Origin of the sequence: Glutamicibacter arilaitensis Re117, assembly GCF_000197735.1 — a bacterium.
In the GTDB taxonomy this organism is placed as follows: domain Bacteria; phylum Actinomycetota; class Actinomycetes; order Actinomycetales; family Micrococcaceae; genus Glutamicibacter; species Glutamicibacter arilaitensis.
Window position 1 is genome coordinate 2,518,372 of the sequence record NC_014550.1, and the last position, 17,462, is coordinate 2,535,833.

The 17,462-nt window shown below is 59.2% G+C and carries 16 protein-coding genes; 5 read left to right on the top strand and 11 right to left on the bottom strand.

All coding sequences use genetic code 11. The annotated features are described in order from the left end of the window. Nucleotides 1–372: 372 nt before the first annotated feature. From dld to AARI_RS12090, 3 genes are all read right to left on the bottom strand, one after another. Nucleotides 373–2,088: a D-lactate dehydrogenase gene (gene dld / locus AARI_RS12080; protein ID WP_013349576.1), complete on the bottom strand. Its 1,716-nt coding sequence runs from the start codon at nucleotides 2,086–2,088 to the stop codon at nucleotides 373–375. 378 nt (nucleotides 2,089–2,466) lie between these two features. Further along, entirely contained in the window at nucleotides 2,467–3,357 is an 891-nt protein-coding gene (locus tag AARI_RS12085; protein ID WP_013349577.1) for a DNA methyltransferase, read from the bottom strand. Nucleotides 3,358–3,537: 180 nt separating this feature from the next. Then, nucleotides 3,538–4,617: an IS110-like element ISAar18 family transposase gene (locus AARI_RS12090; RefSeq protein WP_013349578.1), complete on the bottom strand. Its 1,080-nt coding sequence runs from the start codon at nucleotides 4,615–4,617 to the stop codon at nucleotides 3,538–3,540. A 446-nt stretch (nucleotides 4,618–5,063) separates the two neighbouring features. On the opposite strand from AARI_RS12090, the gene AARI_RS12095 reads away from it, so the two are divergent. Further along, the gene (locus tag AARI_RS12095) at nucleotides 5,064–6,260 is read left to right on the top strand and encodes an IS110-like element ISAar17 family transposase (RefSeq protein WP_013349579.1); all 1,197 of its coding nucleotides are present in this window, start codon (nucleotides 5,064–5,066) and stop codon (nucleotides 6,258–6,260) included. A gap of 260 nt (nucleotides 6,261–6,520) precedes the next feature. Here AARI_RS12095 and ychF read toward each other — a convergent pair whose 3' ends face one another. Together ychF and AARI_RS12110 are read right to left on the bottom strand one after the other, a co-directional pair. Further along, the gene (ychF, locus tag AARI_RS12105) at nucleotides 6,521–7,624 is read right to left on the bottom strand and encodes a redox-regulated ATPase YchF (RefSeq protein ID WP_013349581.1); all 1,104 of its coding nucleotides are present in this window, start codon (nucleotides 7,622–7,624) and stop codon (nucleotides 6,521–6,523) included. Between the two features lie 78 nt (nucleotides 7,625–7,702). After that, the gene (locus tag AARI_RS12110; protein WP_013349582.1) at nucleotides 7,703–8,788 is read right to left on the bottom strand and encodes a 4-hydroxy-3-methylbut-2-enyl diphosphate reductase; all 1,086 of its coding nucleotides are present in this window, start codon (nucleotides 8,786–8,788) and stop codon (nucleotides 7,703–7,705) included. A gap of 205 nt (nucleotides 8,789–8,993) precedes the next feature. Here AARI_RS12110 and xseA point away from each other — a divergent pair, with 205 nt between their 5' ends. Both xseA and AARI_RS12120 read left to right on the top strand, forming a co-directional pair. Further along, nucleotides 8,994–10,256, top strand: a complete 1,263-nt coding sequence (gene xseA, locus AARI_RS12115; protein WP_013349583.1) for an exodeoxyribonuclease VII large subunit — start codon at nucleotides 8,994–8,996, stop codon at nucleotides 10,254–10,256. A gap of 28 nt (nucleotides 10,257–10,284) precedes the next feature. After that, nucleotides 10,285–10,515, top strand: coding sequence for an exodeoxyribonuclease VII small subunit (locus tag AARI_RS12120; protein ID WP_013349584.1), 231 nt, complete (start codon nucleotides 10,285–10,287; stop codon nucleotides 10,513–10,515). Nucleotides 10,516–10,535: 20 nt separating this feature from the next. Here AARI_RS12120 and AARI_RS12125 read toward each other — a convergent pair whose 3' ends face one another. The 4 genes from AARI_RS12125 to AARI_RS12140 form a co-directional block, all read right to left on the bottom strand. Continuing rightward, the gene (locus tag AARI_RS12125; protein ID WP_013349585.1) at nucleotides 10,536–11,399 is read right to left on the bottom strand and encodes a PPK2 family polyphosphate kinase; all 864 of its coding nucleotides are present in this window, start codon (nucleotides 11,397–11,399) and stop codon (nucleotides 10,536–10,538) included. Between the two features lie 281 nt (nucleotides 11,400–11,680). After that, nucleotides 11,681–12,901, bottom strand: a complete 1,221-nt coding sequence (locus AARI_RS12130) for a pyridoxal phosphate-dependent aminotransferase (protein ID WP_013349587.1) — start codon at nucleotides 12,899–12,901, stop codon at nucleotides 11,681–11,683. Nucleotides 12,902–12,993: 92 nt separating this feature from the next. Continuing rightward, the gene (locus AARI_RS12135; protein WP_146040892.1) at nucleotides 12,994–13,893 is read right to left on the bottom strand and encodes a type 2 periplasmic-binding domain-containing protein; all 900 of its coding nucleotides are present in this window, start codon (nucleotides 13,891–13,893) and stop codon (nucleotides 12,994–12,996) included. Between the two features lie 158 nt (nucleotides 13,894–14,051). Further along, nucleotides 14,052–14,411 (bottom strand): NUDIX hydrolase, encoded by a 360-nt coding sequence (locus tag AARI_RS12140; protein ID WP_013349589.1) that lies wholly within the window; start codon nucleotides 14,409–14,411, stop codon nucleotides 14,052–14,054. 112 nt (nucleotides 14,412–14,523) lie between these two features. Here AARI_RS12140 and AARI_RS12145 point away from each other — a divergent pair, with 112 nt between their 5' ends. Then, nucleotides 14,524–15,030, top strand: coding sequence for an Lrp/AsnC family transcriptional regulator (locus AARI_RS12145; protein ID WP_013349590.1), 507 nt, complete (start codon nucleotides 14,524–14,526; stop codon nucleotides 15,028–15,030). Between the two features lie 72 nt (nucleotides 15,031–15,102). On the opposite strand, the gene AARI_RS12150 is transcribed toward AARI_RS12145, so the two are convergent. Both AARI_RS12150 and AARI_RS12155 read right to left on the bottom strand, forming a co-directional pair. Beyond that, on the bottom strand, nucleotides 15,103–15,936 hold the full coding sequence (locus AARI_RS12150) for a hypothetical protein (RefSeq protein WP_013349591.1): 834 nt from the start codon (nucleotides 15,934–15,936) through the stop codon (nucleotides 15,103–15,105). 180 nt (nucleotides 15,937–16,116) lie between these two features. Continuing rightward, nucleotides 16,117–16,737: a GNAT family N-acetyltransferase gene (locus AARI_RS12155; RefSeq protein ID WP_013349592.1), complete on the bottom strand. Its 621-nt coding sequence runs from the start codon at nucleotides 16,735–16,737 to the stop codon at nucleotides 16,117–16,119. An 85-nt stretch (nucleotides 16,738–16,822) separates the two neighbouring features. Between AARI_RS12155 and AARI_RS12160 the strand changes: the two genes are divergently transcribed. After that, nucleotides 16,823–17,437: a 5-formyltetrahydrofolate cyclo-ligase gene (locus AARI_RS12160; RefSeq protein ID WP_013349593.1), complete on the top strand. Its 615-nt coding sequence runs from the start codon at nucleotides 16,823–16,825 to the stop codon at nucleotides 17,435–17,437. The last annotated feature ends 25 nt before the right edge of the window (nucleotides 17,438–17,462 follow it).

A 17,462-nucleotide genomic window follows, 5' to 3' on the forward strand; every position in this document is an offset into this window, starting at 1 on the left:
CCTCATCGTCACGGACCACTATGAACGATGTCCCGACTCACCTATGAACGATGTCCTGAACCTACACACCTTCAGCTCCACCAATATGTTCAGGCAATGTGTTTCAGCAATAGCCTCCGGGCTCGTCGATGTGGCCGGTGGCGAGGATTTCGCCGGTGTGCCGGCCGTCGCGGGTCAGCTGACGGCGTGAGGCGATGACCCGTTCTCGGACCGGGCGCGGCCCTCGCCGCCACGCGATTCTATGGCCTGCCCAGCCTCTGACCGATGTCTCGACTCATCCGTCCCGGTGGACCTAGGGAGTCGAGCCCTAGGTCCACCCGAGATGGATAAGACATCGCTCAGGCTCTCACGGCGTCGCGCTACCTTGGGGACTTAGGCCCAGTCCTTGTGCGGCGACGTGCCGCCGATACCGGCGTTGAACGTATTCGTCGGATCGAGCTCCTTGAAGTGCTCTTCCATGGACTCCGGCAGCTTGTAGATGCGACCGTAGTTGTGCTCGGCGGGCAGCTTCGCGCCGCGCTCCTCCAGCAGGTGCTGGATGCGGTCGTGCAGCGCCTCGGGATCCACGCCCTGCTTGGCGACATAGTCCTGGTGCATCACATGGCAGAAGAAGTGCCCGTAATACGCCTTGACCTCAAGCTGGTCGTCGATCTCCTCCGGCAGCACCTCGAGCCAGTTCCAATCGTCGCGACGCAGGGCCACATCGATGGGGATGAGCCCTGCGATGTGCCGGCGCTTCAACGCGGCGTAGCGAGTGGCGGCACTGGCCGCGCCGAACCGGTTGAGCGACGCGCTCTTTTCTTCATCAGACGTGCAGATGAAGAACTCACCAGTGTGCTCGGGCTCTGCGAAGAACTCCTTGAGCATCTTCTCGCTCGCGGCCTTCTGCGACTCGCTGACGGTGAGCAGCAGGTGATGCTCGAAACGGTTGCGGTACTCCATCATGCGCTTGGGCAGCTGGTTGGGCAGCACGCTGAACATGGCTTGCGATACCGTGTCGGCGAAGGTCGGACCAATGCCGGGAATCTTCGAGAACAAGCCGTTGGCCCACGTCTTGAACGAGAACATGCGCGTCTGCAGCGCTGGACTCATGAACTTCAGGAAGACGAAGGTGTCTTTGCCGTACTTCTCGGCCAAGTCGAAGGCACTGCGGCCCATGTACTCACCAGAGATAGGCAGCGGCATGTCGGCTTCGAGGAGCAACCGACGGATCTCTTCGAGCTCGTGCGTGTTGTTCGTGCCGATGTAAAACACGGTCGGGTGCACTTCGCGAGGGAAGGTGCGGGTGCGCACCGCGAACACCATCAGCTTGCCGGCCGAGCCGGAAGCCTCGAACAGGTACTCGGGGTTCGCATTGTAGCGAGCAGGCGAAGGCACGATCTTGCGCAAGTGCTCGGCGTACTCGGTCTCGTTCGAGTCTTCGGGAGCTGGGGTGACATCCTCGGGAGACCACTCGCCGCGCTGTAGACGGTCGAGTGCGACCTCAGGGTCGTCTCCGAGCGAGATGCCCAGGTGATTGACCAGCTCGACCTTGCCGTCGTCGTTGACGCGGGCGAAGATCGCTTCGCGCGTGAATGCCGGACCCTTGCGAATCTGGCTGCCGCCCGAGTTGTTCGCGATGCCGCCGATGACCGAGGCGCCGATTGATGTCGACCCGATCACCGAGTGCGGCTCGCGCTGGTGCTTGGCGAGCGCGTCGGTCAGGTGTGTCAGCGGGGTGCCCGCGAGCGAGATCGCCTCGCGCGCGTCGTTGATGAGGTGTACCTCATCGATGCGGTGAGTCGAGATGATCACAATGGGGCGATCGTAGTCTTGGAAGCCGGGGCCGGATCCACCAGTCAGGCCCGTGTTCGATGCCTGCGGGATGACGATGAGGTTGTTGTCGACGGATACCTGCAGCGCCCGCCACATCTCGACCAGCGTGCCGGGGCGCACCACGGCGAAGACTGGTCCTCCGCCGAATCGATAGCCTTTGCTGAATGGCATCGTGGCACGCTCAGAGGTCAGTACATGTTCGTCGCCGACGATTCTCTTGAACGCATCGATCGCTTCGTGCGAAGTCGTGGTGGTCTGTCCTGGTTGCGTCATCTCTAAGCTTCCTATATTCAGTTGCATCACAAGCGCGTCATGATGCTGAGGGGATGTCGCCTTGATCCGAGCTAGTCCGCGGTCGTTCATTTTTTGATGGGCGGGGAAACGAGCCAGGGGGACGACGTCTGCGACCGTCTGCCCGGAAGCTCGCTACGGCGTCCAAGGAGTGTGCGTGTGCGTATGCATGTGCATACGCGCATCCTCATTGTACAAGATGCGCATCAGATAGTTTCGGACCGCGGTACTTTCGGACTCCGGTAGGTTCGGACCGCGATAGTTCGGACCGCGATGTCGGCCACTGCCCTCACCCCATAGATCGACGCAGCAATCAGACTCGCCTAGCGCCGCTTGAACCGTCCCAGGTTTGGTGGCTCTTCACAGATGAGGGTGTAGCGCGTAGTCAAGGATCGAACGGCGTGGCGCTGCCCGGGTAGGCCCCTCCTTCATGTCCCGCCTAATAGGCCAGATCGGCGTCAGGCCATCCTGCGGACTGAAGTCAGGAGTTTCGTCAAGTGGCAATGCTTCGCCCGCGTGGCTGAGTCGCCCAGTCGACTCATCGAACCACACCGGATAGAACATATCTTTACGGTCAGCTCGAAGCGAGTCGTCGCCCGACCGCAAGAGCCCCTTCCATCGAGGCCTCTGCAGTTCCCCTTCAGCATCGGCCATGTCTCGATGCGTCAGAAGGTCGTCATCGACCGAACCGATTCGCGCGTCAGGACCAAATACAAAGAACGCATACTCTTCGACCCTCGAAAGATATCCCTGAGTAACGCCTTTAGGGTTGTTGACAATTGTGACGAGTTGCCGCGTAGATTCCGGGAAGAGCTGATCTAGCAACACGCCCAAACGGTTTACTTCATGCTCATCGATAGTTGCCACAAGAGTAGCATCGCTACGCATGAGCTCCCGACAGATCTTCAACCGTCGCTCCATGAACGCCAGCCATTTCGAGTGTCGATAGTCGTCATCACTCGCGACGTAATCGTTGTCGTACTTCCAGTCCCTCGCCCCGGTGTTGTACGGCGGGTCGATGTAGATGGCGTCGATGGAATGCCGGTGCGTATAGGTCAGCATCTCCAGCGCGTGGTAGTTCTCAGCGTTGACGACCGTGTGGAACGGCTTGTCGCCGCCCCGCTCAACTCTGCCTGTCTCCACCAGGCCGGGGTAGATGCGATCCCGGAACTCCGCGACGACCACCACGTCGTCGGCAAGCACTGCCCGAGTCTCGGGTTCTTCGACGTCGAGCTCCGCGAGATGAGCCACACGCTGCCCGTCGACGCACTCGATCCGAGTTGTCCGCCACAGCCGTTGGTCACCTGCCTTTGTCCCCCCCGTTATCTTTTTGATAGTCCCTAAAAAGAGGATCATAGGGACTGTCGGCCGACCAATCTCGGCATGGTGTCTTGCCCCTGTCTAACCAATGATCCGAATCTTCTATATCTGTCAACAAGACGAAAGCGGGGCGTCGGGCAACGAATGAAGTGCGTTTAATATGCGATACAGGCGCCTGGCTAAGTACCTTTTCAAAATTCTCCGGACTTCACGTGACGACTTGCCTTCGGACTTTCTCCGTTCTGCGTAAGCACGAGTGTCTGGATCGTGAATTGTTCTCACGATAGTAGCCATATGCAAAGCGCTGTTCAGCCGACGATCACCACCACGATTCAACCTATGGCGCTCAACATTGCCAGATGAAGCAGGAATAGGATTAACGCCAGCCAACGCGGCAAATGCTGCCTCGGAACGCACCCGGCCAAGATGCGACCACGCAGCATAAACCACCGCTGCAGTCACCGGACCGACACCGGTAACCTCAAGTAGTGGAGCAGCAGGGCTGGACTCGATCAGCTCCGTGATCTTCTCTTGGTTGTCCTTGAGATCAACGTTGAGCACGAGCACACGTTTCGCCATTCGAGTCGACTCAGCACGAGCAAACACACGATCAATGCCTTCATCACGCTCTCGCCACGAAGAAACCTGGACGATCTGTGTTTCAGTCAGTGGTTTCCGAGCGTCAACACCTAAATCCACGATCCGCAAAAGGGCAGTGAGAGCATTGATCTTTGACGTCCGCTCCAGAGTCATCTGTTCCCTCGCCGCGGTCAGAACCCGCAATGCCGCCCGAATCCCATCGGCCTGCCTCGGAATCCGCAATTCTTGCTCAATCAACGGCAGGGCCGCAGCGGCAATCGCGGCGGCGTCAATTGGATCGGTTTTTCCAGCGCCACGCCGGGCAGGGGCATACCGGCGGGGAGCTTCGACCACACGATAGCCGCTATTGGACACCGCACCGGCTAATAGTGCTCCATAGCTGCCGACGCCTTCGATAACCCAAAGTACTCGAACTTCACTTTGAGTTCTTCGATTGACCCACGCGATTGCACGTTTCCTGCCGGCAAGCGAATTGGGAAAACTCTCCGTCCCTATCTGCTCGCCGTTTGGAGCGATCACGGCGTAGGTGTGGGTTCGCGCGTGGGTATCGACGCCGATAATAAACGCGTAAGTGTTCGCGATCGTGGTCATCGTGAGTTCCTCTCGATTAGGCAGCCCTACCCGCTGCCTCCCGGTGGGCCGATGAGCCGGCGGTGTTCACTCGCGAGGCATTCCTGTGATGAGCCACAACGCTTTACGTTGGGCAATCTTCTTATCAAGCCATCGAAGCGGACAAGATCGGCGCTGGTCACATCGTCGCAACCGGACAATTCGGATCCAAGGCCACCAGATCGCCGAGGGGGTGTTGAGTCACAGTCGAGACGAGGTAACCAGAACCTACCCTGCCAGCCAGTCACAGACCAGCCACCTCAATACTCACAGGGGGGTGTTGCCACCGAGATTGGGATGGCAGCGTGGTGATTGCTGATTAGGGGCGCGGCGCCAGAAAATGGACGCCTGTCATAACGTGGATGTAAGACTTCGCTACCGACGGTTGGTCGACCTTGAACAGAAACTAGTTCAAAGGAGCACTAGCCATGATCACCACGGACATCGATATTTTCCTCGGACTCGACGTAGGGAAAACCGACCACTGGGCCTGCGCCGTCACTAAGGACGGCACCAAAATATGGAACAAGACCCTGCCTAACGACGAAGCCAAACTCGTCTCGGTCTACCAGAATCTCAGTGCCAAAGGCACCGTCCTGGTCGTCGTGGACCAGCCAGCCACCATCGGAGCCCTCGCTGTTGCGGTCGCCCAGAACCTCGGTATTCCGGTGGCCTACCTGCCCGGACTTTCGATGCGGCGGATCGCAGATATGTATCCCGGCACGGCGAAAACCGACGAAAAAGACGCGTTCATCATCGCGGACGCGGCCCGCACCATGCCGCACACGCTGCGCAGCATCCAGGTCTCTGATGAGGATGAAGCCACCTTGGGCATGCTCACCGGATTTGATCTGGATCTAGCCAGGCAGATCACCCAAACCAGCAACAGGATCCGCGGACTGTTCACCCAAATCCACCCACCACTAGAACGAATCCTCGGCCCATGGCTGGAACACGACGCGGTACTTGAAGTCCTCGCAGCCTGGCCCACCCCAGCCGCGCTGAGGCATGCCGGCAAAGCCCGGATCGATGCGAAGCTGAAGAAATACGGAGCTCGCCGGCACACCGCGTGGGCTTCAACCGTCATCGACGCCTTGGATGAACAGAGCGTCATCGTGGTCGGCACCGACGCCGCAGGCTTGGTCATCCCTCACCTAGCACGACAAATGATTTCCTTGCACACACAGCGAGCTGATGTTGCTGCACATCTTGAAACCATGGTGGAGGCCCACCCTCTTTACCCGGTCCTGACATCCATGCCAGGGGTCGCTGTCAGGACCGCCGCGATCATCATCGCCGAGATCTCCGGCAAGACCTTCACCAGCGCCGCAGCGTTGTCTTCCTACGCTGGTTTGGCACCGACCACGCGCCAGTCAGGGACTTCGATCAAGTCCGAGCGAGTCAGCCATTCAGGCAATAAACGATTGAAACGTGCGCTCTTCCTTTCGGCGTTCGCGTCCATCCGTTTCGATCCAGCCAGCCGGGAATATTACGACCGGAAACGAGCTCAAGGTAAACGCCATAACCAGGCGCTCATCGCGTTGGCGCACCGTCGACTGACGGTCCTGTTTGCGATGATCCGGGATGGCTCACTTTATGATGTTCCGGAGCTGAAAATAGCTTGACACAGAACATAGGGGCACCCCCCTCGCGGAGGCAGCACCCGCACCTTGTCGCCGCGACGGACGACCCTGCCGGGCAGCTCGACAGCCTCAGGCTGATGCTGCTCAAAGACGAGCCCGAAGGTGCGACGCTTGGTCAGCGCAGCGACCTCGGCTTCCAGGTCAGTACCAAGTTGCGCGTCCGCCTTGCGGACCTGCCGCAGCAGTTCCGTCAGTCTCGACACGGATAGGGCTCCTTCGTCATCATCCGTAGCGCGTCCGGGCTATTTCTTACTTCCAGACGTAAGTCCCGTCCGGAACTCCACGACGTCGCCGTCCTTCATGATGTAGTCCTTGCCTTCAATACGGGCCTTGCCCGCAGACTTGGCATTAGCCACCGAACCGGCGGCAACCAGGTCTTCAAAGCCGATGACCTCGGCCTTAATGAAGCCACGCTGGAAGTCGGTGTGGATGACGCCGGCCGCCTCAGGCGCGGTGGCACCCTTTCGAACGGTCCAGGCGCGCGATTCCTTCGGACCAGCGGTCAGGTAGGTCTGCAGGCCCAGGGTGTCGAAGCCGACGCGGGCCAGCTTGTCCAGGCCGGACTCTTCGATGCCGGCGTCTTCCATCATTTCCTCGGCTTCGTCCTCTTCCAGCTCGGCGAGCTCGGACTCGAACTGGGCGTCCAGGAAGATAGCCTCGGCTGGAGCAACCAGCGCGGAGAGCTTGGCCTGCATCTCGGCATCGGCCAGACCAGCCTCATCGGTGTTGAACACGTAGATGAATGGCTTGGTGGTCATCAGCTGCATCGGCGCCAGCTCTTCAAGGTCAACACCCTTGGTCTTCGCCGCGGCGAACAGGGTGATGCCCTCTTCGAGGATCTTCTGCGCTGCCAGCACTGCATCCAGGAAGGACTTCTCGATCTTCTTGGTGCGCAGTTCCTTCTCCAGGCGAGGCAGCTGGTTCTCGATGGTCTGCAGGTCAGCCAGGATCAGTTCGGTGGCGATGGTCTCGATGTCCGAAGCAGGGTCCACCTTGCCGTTCACGTGGATCACGTCATCGTTAACGAACGCACGGGTTACCTGGCAGATCGCATCCGCTTCGCGGATGGTGGCCAGGAACTTGTTGCCCAGGCCTTCACCTTCCGAAGCACCCTTGACGATGCCGGCGATATCCACGAAGGACACGGTCGCTGGCAAGATGCGCTCGGAACCGAAGATTCCGGCGAGCACCTTCAGGCGCGAGTCAGGCAACGGCACGACACCCACGTTAGGTTCAATGGTTGCGAACGGGTAGTTGGCTGCCAGCACCTGGGCACGGGTCAGCGCGTTGAACATGGTGGACTTGCCGACGTTGGGCAGTCCGACGATTCCGATAGTAAGAGCCACGGGAGGAAATTCTACCTTTTACTAGTGATGAGCGCGCAATGGTGTACTGGCGCTTGAATTCTTATTGACAGATCAGGGCTATGGGCGGGCGTGCCCACCCAGGGCACGTTCCTCGTCGCCAGCTTCCTTGAGCTTGCCGCGGATCTCCTTGGGCAGCGAGAAGATGATGTCTTCCTGCGCGGTGGTGACCTCGGAAACGTCGGTGAAGCCGTACTCTGCCAGCAGGGCTACCACTTCGCGGACCAGGACCTCTGGCACCGAAGCGCCGGAGGTCACGCCTACGGTGGAAACTCCCTCGAACCATGCCTCGTCCACCTCGTTGGCGAAGTCCACGCGGTAGGAAGCCTTGGCACCGTGATCCAGTGCCACCTCGACCAGGCGCACCGAGTTCGAGGAGTTGGCCGAGCCAACCACGATTACCAGATCCGACTGCGGCGCGATGGTCTTGATCGCAGCCTGGCGGTTGGTGGTCGCGTAGCAGATGTCATCGCTTGGCGGATCCTGCAGGTTCGGGAAGCGCTTGCGCAGACGGCGCACGGTTTCCATGGTCTCGTCCACGCTCAGTGTGGTCTGCGAGAGCCAGATCAGCTTGTCCGGGTTCTTCACCTGGACGGTGTCGGCTTCTTCCGGGTTGTTCACGATGGTGGTGACTTCCGGGGCCTCGCCGTAGGTGCCTTCGACCTCTTCGTGGCCTTCGTGGCCGATCAGCAGGATCTCATAGTCATTCTTGGCGAAGCGCACGGCTTCGCGGTGCACCTTGGTGACCAGCGGGCAGGTGGCATCGATGGTCTGCAGGTTGCGGTCCGCTGCGGACTGCACCACTGCTGGGGAGACGCCGTGGGCGGAGAAGACCACCAGTGCACCTTCGGGCACTTCCTCGTTTTCCTCAACGAAGATCGCGCCGCGGGACTCCAGCTCGGAGACCACGTGCAGGTTGTGCACGATCTGCTTGCGCACGTAGACCGGTGGGCCGTAGTGCTCCAGGGCCTTTTCAACAGCAACCACCGCACGGTCCACTCCTGCGCAGTAGCCGCGAGGAGCAGCAAGCAAAACCTTGCGCTCGGTGACCGTCGGGGAGGCGGCAGCAATCTCGGCCGGGGTGCGCCGCACCCGCGGGATCCGAGGCATTGACAGCGAGACCGTAGTAGAAGTGGAAGTAGCCATACCTCTAGTCTACGAAGTGCATGCAAGTTAGCGCATGCTCATATGAGCTGAAGCACGCCCTATTCGCTGTGAGTTCTACCTCTGAGTAGGTTTCCTTGGAGCTAGAGCGAAGAAAAATACCTGATTCTGTCCGTTTGTTGGTGTAGCGTCACAAGTGCGCGAGATGCACAACGTCGCGTATCAACCAGCTTTTAAGGAGCGGCGAATGGATTCGAACTCCCCTGCCAGTTTGCCGGCGACCGCCGGGCAGACCACCGCGGATAATCCTTGGCCGTTGCGTTTGCTTTCCGAGAAGCTGAAAATCCACATTGAGAACTCACCCGTGGTTTGGGTCGAAGGCCAGCTGCTCGAAGCCAATGTGCGCAATGGGCATGCCTATCTCACTCTGCGCGATGTGGACGCGGACTTCTCCTTCTCGGTCACCATCTGGGCCTCGACCATGCGCAAGCTGGATTCCACCCCGCAGGTGGGCTCGCGGGTGGTTGCCCAGGTCAAACCGAGCTTCTACGCCAAGACCGGCAGATTGTCCTTGAATGCAAGCGACCTGCGTCCAGTTGGACTCGGCGAGCTTCTGGTGCGCCTTGAACGCCTGCGCCAGGCGTTGGGGGCAGAAGGCCTCTTCTCCCCTGAGCACAAGCGCCCGTTGCCGGTTCTTCCCCATCGTATTGGCCTGATTACCGGACGTGATTCGGACGCCGAAAAGGACGTGTTGCGCAACGCGACGCTGCGCTGGCCGTCAGTGCAATTCAAGGTCATCAATACCGCAGTCCAGGGCATGGATGCAGCCAACCAAGTGATCGCCGCCTTGCAGAAGCTGGATGCCGATCCGGAAATCGATGTCATCGTCATCGCCCGCGGCGGTGGCGCCCTAGAGGATCTGCTGCCGTTTTCCAATGAAGATCTGGTGCGCGCGGTCTTTGCCGCCTCGACCCCGGTTGTCTCGGCTATTGGCCACGAGGCAGACCGCCCCATCTTGGATGACGTAGCTGATCTGCGTGCTTCTACACCGACCGACGCAGCCAAGCGAATCGTCCCGGATCTGAATGAAGAATTCGCTGGCCTGGAGATGGCGCGCAACCGGTTGGACCGCTCCATCAACAATTTGCTCCAGCGCGAGGCCCAGCTGCTCGCCTCGGTACGCGAACGCCCGGTGCTGTCCAATCCGCAGGTCATGGTCACCAGCCGTGCCGAAGATCTGGAACGCTGGAAGCAGCGTTCCACCGATTTGCTACGACACCGGGTGATGCGCGCCAGTGACGAAATCAGTCATCTGAAGAATCAGATGCGTGCACTGTCTCCGCAGCAAACCTTGGACCGTGGATACTCGGTGACCCAGCTTGAAGACGGAAGCATTGTGCGAGAAGCCGCCCAAGCTCCAGCTAAGAGCAAGCTGTTCATCCGTGTGGCTTCCGGCCAGCTGGTTGCACAGACCCTTGAATCAATTCCCGCCGGCCAGAACGCCAACTAAGCACGCCCATCACTGACCTGGAGTAATCATGACTGCACAGATCCCTGAAGATATTGCCAAGCTTTCCTACGAGCAGGCTCGCGAAGAACTGCTGACCGTAGTGAACCAGCTGGAAACAGGTGGCGTGGCATTGGAAGCCTCGCTGGCCCTATGGGAACGCGGCGAAGCGCTGGCAGCTCACTGCGAGAACTGGCTCAACGGAGTCTCCCAGCGCCTGGAGCAGGCACGCGCCAATCACAACGAGGCCTCAGGCCAGTAGTCATTGCACTTGGCTGCGAGCTATTTCGCAGCCTCCAGCCGCGCTTTCTCTTTCACTACATCAAAAGTGGCCTCGGGCCACTGGGGAGCGATGCGTTCAAGGGTGGCCAGCAACAGTTCGGCAACGCACAACCGCGCCTTCCATTTCTGATCCGCCGGAACGATATTCCACGGTGCGCTCTGGTTGTCGGTACGGTTGATCGCGGTCTCATAGGCTGACTGGTAGCCGTCCCACAACAAACGGTCATCCACATCCCCGGGAGAGTATTTCCAATGCTTGTCGGTGCGTTCCAACCGCTCTGAGAGGCGTTCGTACTGCTCTTCGCGGCTGATATGCAGCATCACCTTGATGGGGTGAATATTCTGCTCAATCAACTGTTTTTCAAAGTCGACAATCTTCCCGTATCTGGATTCAATGACCTCTGGAGACGCGAAGCCCTTGACCTTGGCGACCAGCACATCTTCGTAGTGCGAGCGGTCAAAGACACCCACCAGTCCCCCGGCCGGCAATTCCTTGGTGATGCGCCAGAGGAAATCATGGGCGGCTTCTTCTTTATTCGGAGCTTTGAAAGCATGATGCTCCACGCCCTGCGGATCCAGCATGCCCAGCACGTGGCGGACAATGCCGCCCTTTCCGGCGGTATCCATTCCCTGCAATATCAGCAGGACCGCCGGGGCTTGGCCTCCGGAAACTGATGCGGCGAAAAGCTGTTCTTGCAGATCTGAAAGCAACGGCGCCAATTCTTCCAGGCGCTTCTCGGCCGCGTTCTTATCGCCGGGTGCGTCCTTGGGCCACCAGGCAGGGTTCTTGGTTGCCCTGTCAGAGAGTTTCAGCCCTGGCTCGGCACGCAGCGCTTGGATCAGGCTGGCAGGATAAGCGCTCATCAAAAACTCCTCAAGCGTTGTTCAAGGTCATGCTCTACGTAGTTGCCAGCCTACTGTCCCAGCTAACCCCTGAGAAGAGGGCTCGCACTGCTGCGCAGGAAGAATCGTACTTGTTGTTCCCTAAGGAATTCGCGTCTTCAGAACCACGGATCGTTATGGAGCTGTCTAGGTGGATCTCGGCCTGGTAGCACTCCAACACCGCTGGATTATTACTGGTCTTTCAACACAAAACCGGCCCGGAATCAACCTAATGATTCCGGGCCGGCAAAGCAGCGTGTGGCTTAGGCGCGGGCGCGCCAGTCCGCCAGGAACTGTCCAATGCGTCCTACCGCGTCGGTCAAGTCCCGCACATTGGGCAAGGTGACCAGACGGAAGTGGTCTGGACGGACCCAGTTGAAGGCGGTGCCCTGGGAAATCAGGATCTTCTGGGCCTTGAGCAGTTCCAACGCGAAGGTCTCGTCGTTGTGGATCGGGTAGACCTCGGGGTCGAGCTTCGGGAACATGTACAGCGCGCCCTTGGCCTTTTGCACGCTCACGCCGGGAATGGCGGTCAGCAGGTTGTAGGCAGCATCGCGCTGCTCCAGCAGGCGTCCGCCTGGCAGGATCAGGTCATTGATCGACTGGTAGCCGCCCAGAGCGGTCTGGATGGCGTGCTGGCCGGGAACATTGGCGCACAGGCGCATGTTGGTCAGCAGGTTGATGCCCTCGATGTAGTCCTTCGCCTGGTGCTTCGGGCCGGAGATGGCCATCCAGCCGGAGCGGAAGCCGCACACGCGGTAGGCCTTGGAGAGTCCCGAGAAGGTCAGGATCAGCACGTCATCGGCCAGTGATGCGGTGTTGATGTGCTCTGCATCTTCGTAGAGGATCTTTTCGTAGATCTCGTCGGAGAAGACAATCAGGTTGTGCTTGCGGGCAAGCTCCAGGATCCCTTCCAGAGTCTGCTTCGGGTACACCGCACCGGTGGGGTTGTTCGGGTTGATCAGAACGATGCCCTTGGTGCGATCGGTGATCTTGGCTGCCATATCCTCAAGATCTGGCAGCCAACCCTCTTCTTCGGTGTTCAGGTAGTGCACCGGAGTGCCGCCAGCCAGCGACACCGAGGCGGTCCACAGCGGGTAGTCCGGGGCAGGGATCAGGATCTCGTCGCCGTTGTTCAGCAGGGCGTTCAGCGAGAGGGTGATCAGCTCGGACACGCCATTGCCCAGGTAAACGTCATCCACGCCAATGGTCTGGATGCCGCGGGTCTGGTAGTACTGCGAGACGGCGGTGCGTGCCGAGAGGATGCCGCGGGAGTCGGAATAGCCCTGGGCGTTTGGCAGGTTGCGAATCATGTCAACGAGCACCGCGTCTGGCGCCTCGAAGCCGAACGGCGCGGGATTGCCGATATTCAGCTTCAGGATGCGATGTCCTTCAGATTCCATGCGCTGGGCGTGCTCTAGCAGCGGGCCGCGGATGTCATAGAGGACGTTGTGCAGTTTCGTTGATTGTTTGAATTCTGCCATGATTACACTTTCTCACGTCAGGTGCGATCGACACACCTTATTACTCGGCCGCTATGGGCAACGGCCGAAATCTTGGGAGAGCCGGCTTCAGCCTACTCTTCGATGATCCATTCCCAGCGGGTTGCCCCTTCCGCTGGGCTCAGCGGATCTGCATTGCCAACCATGCGCTTGAGGTCCACCAGGGACTGCTGGGATAACTCGCCGGTGATCTTGTCCACGGCGGCACGAGTCTTGTCATCCACGTCGGCATCGGCCAGCACCATGTAGGGCTGGGCGTTGAAGAAGGCGGCGGTGCCCGGAACACTGTAGAAGCCTTCATCGGAGATCACCGGATCAGCTGAGCTGAGCACCACTGCGCTATCGACCGAGGTACGCAGCTTGGCTGCCAAGTCTTCCGGCTTTGATTCTGAGATCTGGGGCTTCTGGCAGCCAGCTTCCTGAAGCGATGCATGCAGGGTGGCCGCACTGGCTTCATCACTGATGAATTTGAGGTCTTCGCAGGCCGCAATCAGGGTTTCAAGCGAATCCACCTTGTGCAAGGTCGCCTGGGCCTGGCTCATGGCCAAGAGCATCCCGGCATCAGCCTCGCTCAGCGCCAGCGCAGTGACCTTCTGGTCGCCCTCATTGATGGCATCGCGCAGGTTCTTGGCTTCCTCGGCACTGAGCTTCTGGTCTTCACCGGTGATGGCAGCAGGATCTGCAGCCAATGACAGAGCCTTGCCTGCTTGGTCTACTGCCAAATCGGCTTGCCCTTCAATGACCTGCGCGTACGGGTTGCCGGTGGGCTTGTTCAGCTTCACCTGGTGGCCCTCGGCCTTCAGCGCGTCGGCATAGACCTGCGCCAGAGCCTGATCGGCTGGCTGCGAGCCGACTGCGATCTTCAAGGTGATCTCTTGGCTTGGCTCTGCGATGGGCGCTGCTTCCGTAGTGCAAGCAGACAAGGTGAGCATCAAGGTTGCGCTGAGCGCGCCAAGGGTAAGTGTGTTTCGCAAGTTCATGTCCCTATTGATTCTAGGGCAGTTCACTGGCGTTCTGCCGTTACTTGCCTGGTGCGGTCAGTCGCAAAATGCTCTCTACGCGCTCAATGCAGTTCAATTTGGCAATCTCTTCACGGGTGAACCAGGCAGCCTGGCTGGTAGAACCGTTGACCTCATGGCGCAGTTCTCCCCCCGGTCAGTTTGGCCCGGTAGGTCACTGCCACGGTCTGCATGGGATGTCCTTCTCCGGAGTAGCGCTTGGAACCGGGAATGACTCCGGTGGTTACGTCCAAGAGCTTCAAATCATCCACCGCGTAGCCGGTCTCTTCATAGACCTCGCGGCGGGCGCCTTCTTCGATAGGCTCGCCCAGATCGATTCCGCCACCGGGCAAGGACCAGCGCGGGGTGAAGCGCGGATCCCGATGACGCATGTCCCAAAGCGTGAGCAGTACTTTTCCTTCATTTTCTACCAAGCAATAGGCTGCCAGCCTGGTATCGAAGGATTCACCGGTATGCTCTGAACGACGTGTCATATCCCCAATATATCGGTTTGTTCACCGTTTATTTGCTCGCACGCGAACGGCATAGCGCGATTTTTCTTCCAAAGATCCCACTGATGCTCTCCGAATATGATGAAATATTCTTATGGCCCAGCAATCAGAGCTTTCATCAAACGTCGATCTGGACGAAATCGATCGAATCATCATCGACGAATTAGTCTCCAATGCGCGCATCTCCAATGCCACGCTCGCCCAACGTGCAGGCATCGCACCGTCCACTGCCCTCTTGCGCACCCGTTCACTTGTCGAGCGCGGAATCCTCACCGGCTACCATGCCGAGGTTTCATTGGGCGCCGTTGGACGCACCGTGCAGGCCCTGATTTCGGTCAAGCTGCGTGCCCACGACCGCGAGAAGATCGATACCTTCGTGCAGCGCATTCCGCAGCTGCCAGAAGTATTGTCCATGTTCCACGTTTCCGGTGGCACCGACTACCTGCTGCATATCGCAGTTGGTTCCACCGACGCATTGCGCGACTGGGTGCTGGATTACCTTGCCACCGACGAGTCGGTAGGCCACACCGAAACCACCTTGGTCTTTGCACACCATCTTGGCAACCGCGGCCCGCTGCCGTTCGATGACATGATCAGCTAATCGTGCTCCAAAAAACTCGTGGCCCGGATCCTTGAAAAGGATCCGGGCCACAAGTCTTTGTACGTGAAATTCTTAGGCGCGGCGGCGCTGCATCACTGCATCCAGATTCAAGCGAGGCTTGGTGCCTGCGGTAACCACGGGTTCTGCTTCTGGAGCAACGGTTGCAGCCGGAACGCTTTCCTTGGCTGCTGGGGCACTCTCGGAACGCTTGGCAGCAACCGATGCGACTGCTGCACGATCTTCAGCCGAAACCTCGGTGGCCAAGCGCTTGGCATCCTCCGAAGCCTTCAAGCTGATCTGCTTGCTAGGACGCAATGGTTCCTGCACTGGCAGAGCCGGCTTGTGGTTGGTCTTGGCACCCTGCTCAGCAGCTGCCTGCGCGGTCTTGGCGATACGCTCGCTGGCTTCCACGTAGGTTGGCTTTGGCACGCGGGTTGGTTCCCAGGTGACTGGCTGCTTGACTCCGCCATGGCCGTGGGCCACGCGAAGTGCTTCGGCACGCAATTCTTCGGCAGTGATTGCCGGAGCACGGCGGGAAGAACCCGGACGAGCGTCGAAGACCTCATCATCTTCACGCTTGCGCGAGATGACCTGGTTGGCGGCGTCGTCAAAGGCCGGAGTCTGCAGTGCCTGCTGGCGGGTAGCTTCAAGATGCTCAAGCAGCTTGCGGTTACGGTCGCGTACAGCCAGGCCACGCAGGGTGGCGAAGGAAGCAACGGCAACGAGTGCAAATAGTCCAACGGTTCCGAAGGTCAAAGCAGTGAAGGGAGCCAGGACCAGGCCGACTACGGTTGCGATAACAGCCAAGGCGCCAACGAGCGCGACTGACAAACGGCCATAGCGCACACGAATCTTGAGTTTGGCCGCAGCGCTTTCCTGCGCAACGCTCTGTGACGTGCCAGCCATGTGGGTCCTCCATCACCGATTGGGTCGGTCAAATCCTTATGGAACTAAATACGGTTCCTTCGAATCAACACTATGCAACCTTGGCGGCGGGCTCACGCACATCTCATGGCGTGTCCGCAAGTTTTCAATCCAGTTCTCTCATATCAGAGCTTGATTGATCGATTCGGGTCGGAATCAGCCTCAGTGTTCGTAGATGTGTTCGAGCATCGTAGTTTTCAGCTCTTCACGGTTCAAGGCAAAGGTCCGGTGGTCGCGCCACTGCCCATCGATGTGCAGATAGCCTTTGCGCAGTCCTTCATCACGGAAACCGAGCTTATCCACCACGCGCAGGCTCGCCGCATTCTCCGGCCGGATGTTGATTTCCAACCGATGCAGCTGCAACTGCTCGAAGCAATGATCGACAACCAGGGCGCAGGCCTCCGGCATCAGGCCGAACCCGGCATGGTTGCGGTCAATCCAGTAGCCAATCGACGCCGTCCGCGCAGCACCGTATTGCACCGAGGAAACAGAGACCTGCCCAATCAAGGGCGGCTGTGACTGGTGCAGCTGCGGAAGCGCCAGCGCCCACGAGTAGCCGCTGCCCTCGACTGCCGCTTCATCCTTGGCCTTGAGCATCTCCCGGAAGGTGATCGCCGCTGGCGGTCCCATAGGGCTGGTGGGATCCCACGGTTTCAGCCACTTGGAATTGGCGTAGCGCAGGTTGATCCACTCGGCTTCATCACGCGCGGCCAACTGGCGCAACAGCAATCGGTCCGAGACCAAATCCGGAACCAGATGCTTTGCCCGACGAGAGAAGAACATGTGCACATCGTATTACTTCCACGCGCTCAGTAGTGGCAACAGCGCAAGCCAGCAGCGTTTCGTTTCTATTGCGTAAGCTGTAGTCATGGACCTCACTGCTGATCAGAACCACAGCTGCGATAAGAAGAGCGCGCGTGCCGCTGTGCGCACCTGGCGCCGGAACCTCGACACGGATAAACGCGAGCAATTGGGCCAAGAGCTGGCACAGACGGTGATTGGCTACCTGAGCCAAAGCACCGGAGTCGTGCAGAAGGTTGCGGCCTACTGTTCGGCACCCGATGAGCCGTCCACAGAGCCGCTCCTAGCGGCTCTGATTTCTGAAGGCATTGAAGTGTATCTGCCGGTGTGCGAACCGGGCTACGCACTGTCGTGGGTTGAGTACTCCCCCGGCATGGAGTTCCAGCCAAGCACCATGGCCCCGGTCATGGAACCGGTAGGCGAAAAAGCAGGCACAGAACTTTTCGAACAGATCAATACACTGATCATGCCAGCACTATCCATTGATTCAAACGGCCTGCGCCTAGGCCAGGGCGGTGGCTACTATGACCGTTTCCTGCCACTGATTGCAGATGCGCCGGTACGCGTGGCCGCTGTGGTTTATGAACATGAATTCGTCGCTGCCGGCACCTTCGACGTTGATGCGCATGACCAGCCAGTAGATCTGGTGTTCACCCCGCAACAGGTGCATCAGATCATCTGATTTACCCACAGTCCGTCACCCGGCG

Bases quoted from the DNA above. Each gene is read 5' to 3' on its own strand.
- dld (WP_013349576.1), bottom strand. From the start codon at position 2,088: ATGACGCAACCAGGACAGACCACCACGACTTCGCACGAAGCGATCGAT.
- AARI_RS12090 (WP_013349578.1), bottom strand. From the start codon at position 4,617: ATGACCACGATCGCGAACACTTACGCGTTTATTATCGGCGTCGATACC.
- AARI_RS12095 (WP_013349579.1), top strand. From the start codon at position 5,064: ATGATCACCACGGACATCGATATTTTCCTCGGACTCGACGTAGGGAAA.
- AARI_RS12110 (WP_013349582.1), bottom strand. From the start codon at position 8,788: ATGGCTACTTCCACTTCTACTACGGTCTCGCTGTCAATGCCTCGGATC.
- xseA (WP_013349583.1), top strand. From the start codon at position 8,994: ATGGATTCGAACTCCCCTGCCAGTTTGCCGGCGACCGCCGGGCAGACC.
- AARI_RS12120 (WP_013349584.1), top strand. From the start codon at position 10,285: ATGACTGCACAGATCCCTGAAGATATTGCCAAGCTTTCCTACGAGCAG.
- AARI_RS12125 (WP_013349585.1), bottom strand. From the start codon at position 11,399: ATGAGCGCTTATCCTGCCAGCCTGATCCAAGCGCTGCGTGCCGAGCCA.
- AARI_RS12130 (WP_013349587.1), bottom strand. From the start codon at position 12,901: ATGGCAGAATTCAAACAATCAACGAAACTGCACAACGTCCTCTATGAC.
- AARI_RS12140 (WP_013349589.1), bottom strand. From the start codon at position 14,411: ATGACACGTCGTTCAGAGCATACCGGTGAATCCTTCGATACCAGGCTG.
- AARI_RS12145 (WP_013349590.1), top strand. From the start codon at position 14,524: ATGGCCCAGCAATCAGAGCTTTCATCAAACGTCGATCTGGACGAAATC.
- AARI_RS12150 (WP_013349591.1), bottom strand. From the start codon at position 15,936: ATGGCTGGCACGTCACAGAGCGTTGCGCAGGAAAGCGCTGCGGCCAAA.
- AARI_RS12155 (WP_013349592.1), bottom strand. From the start codon at position 16,737: ATGTTCTTCTCTCGTCGGGCAAAGCATCTGGTTCCGGATTTGGTCTCG.
- AARI_RS12160 (WP_013349593.1), top strand. From the start codon at position 16,823: ATGGACCTCACTGCTGATCAGAACCACAGCTGCGATAAGAAGAGCGCG.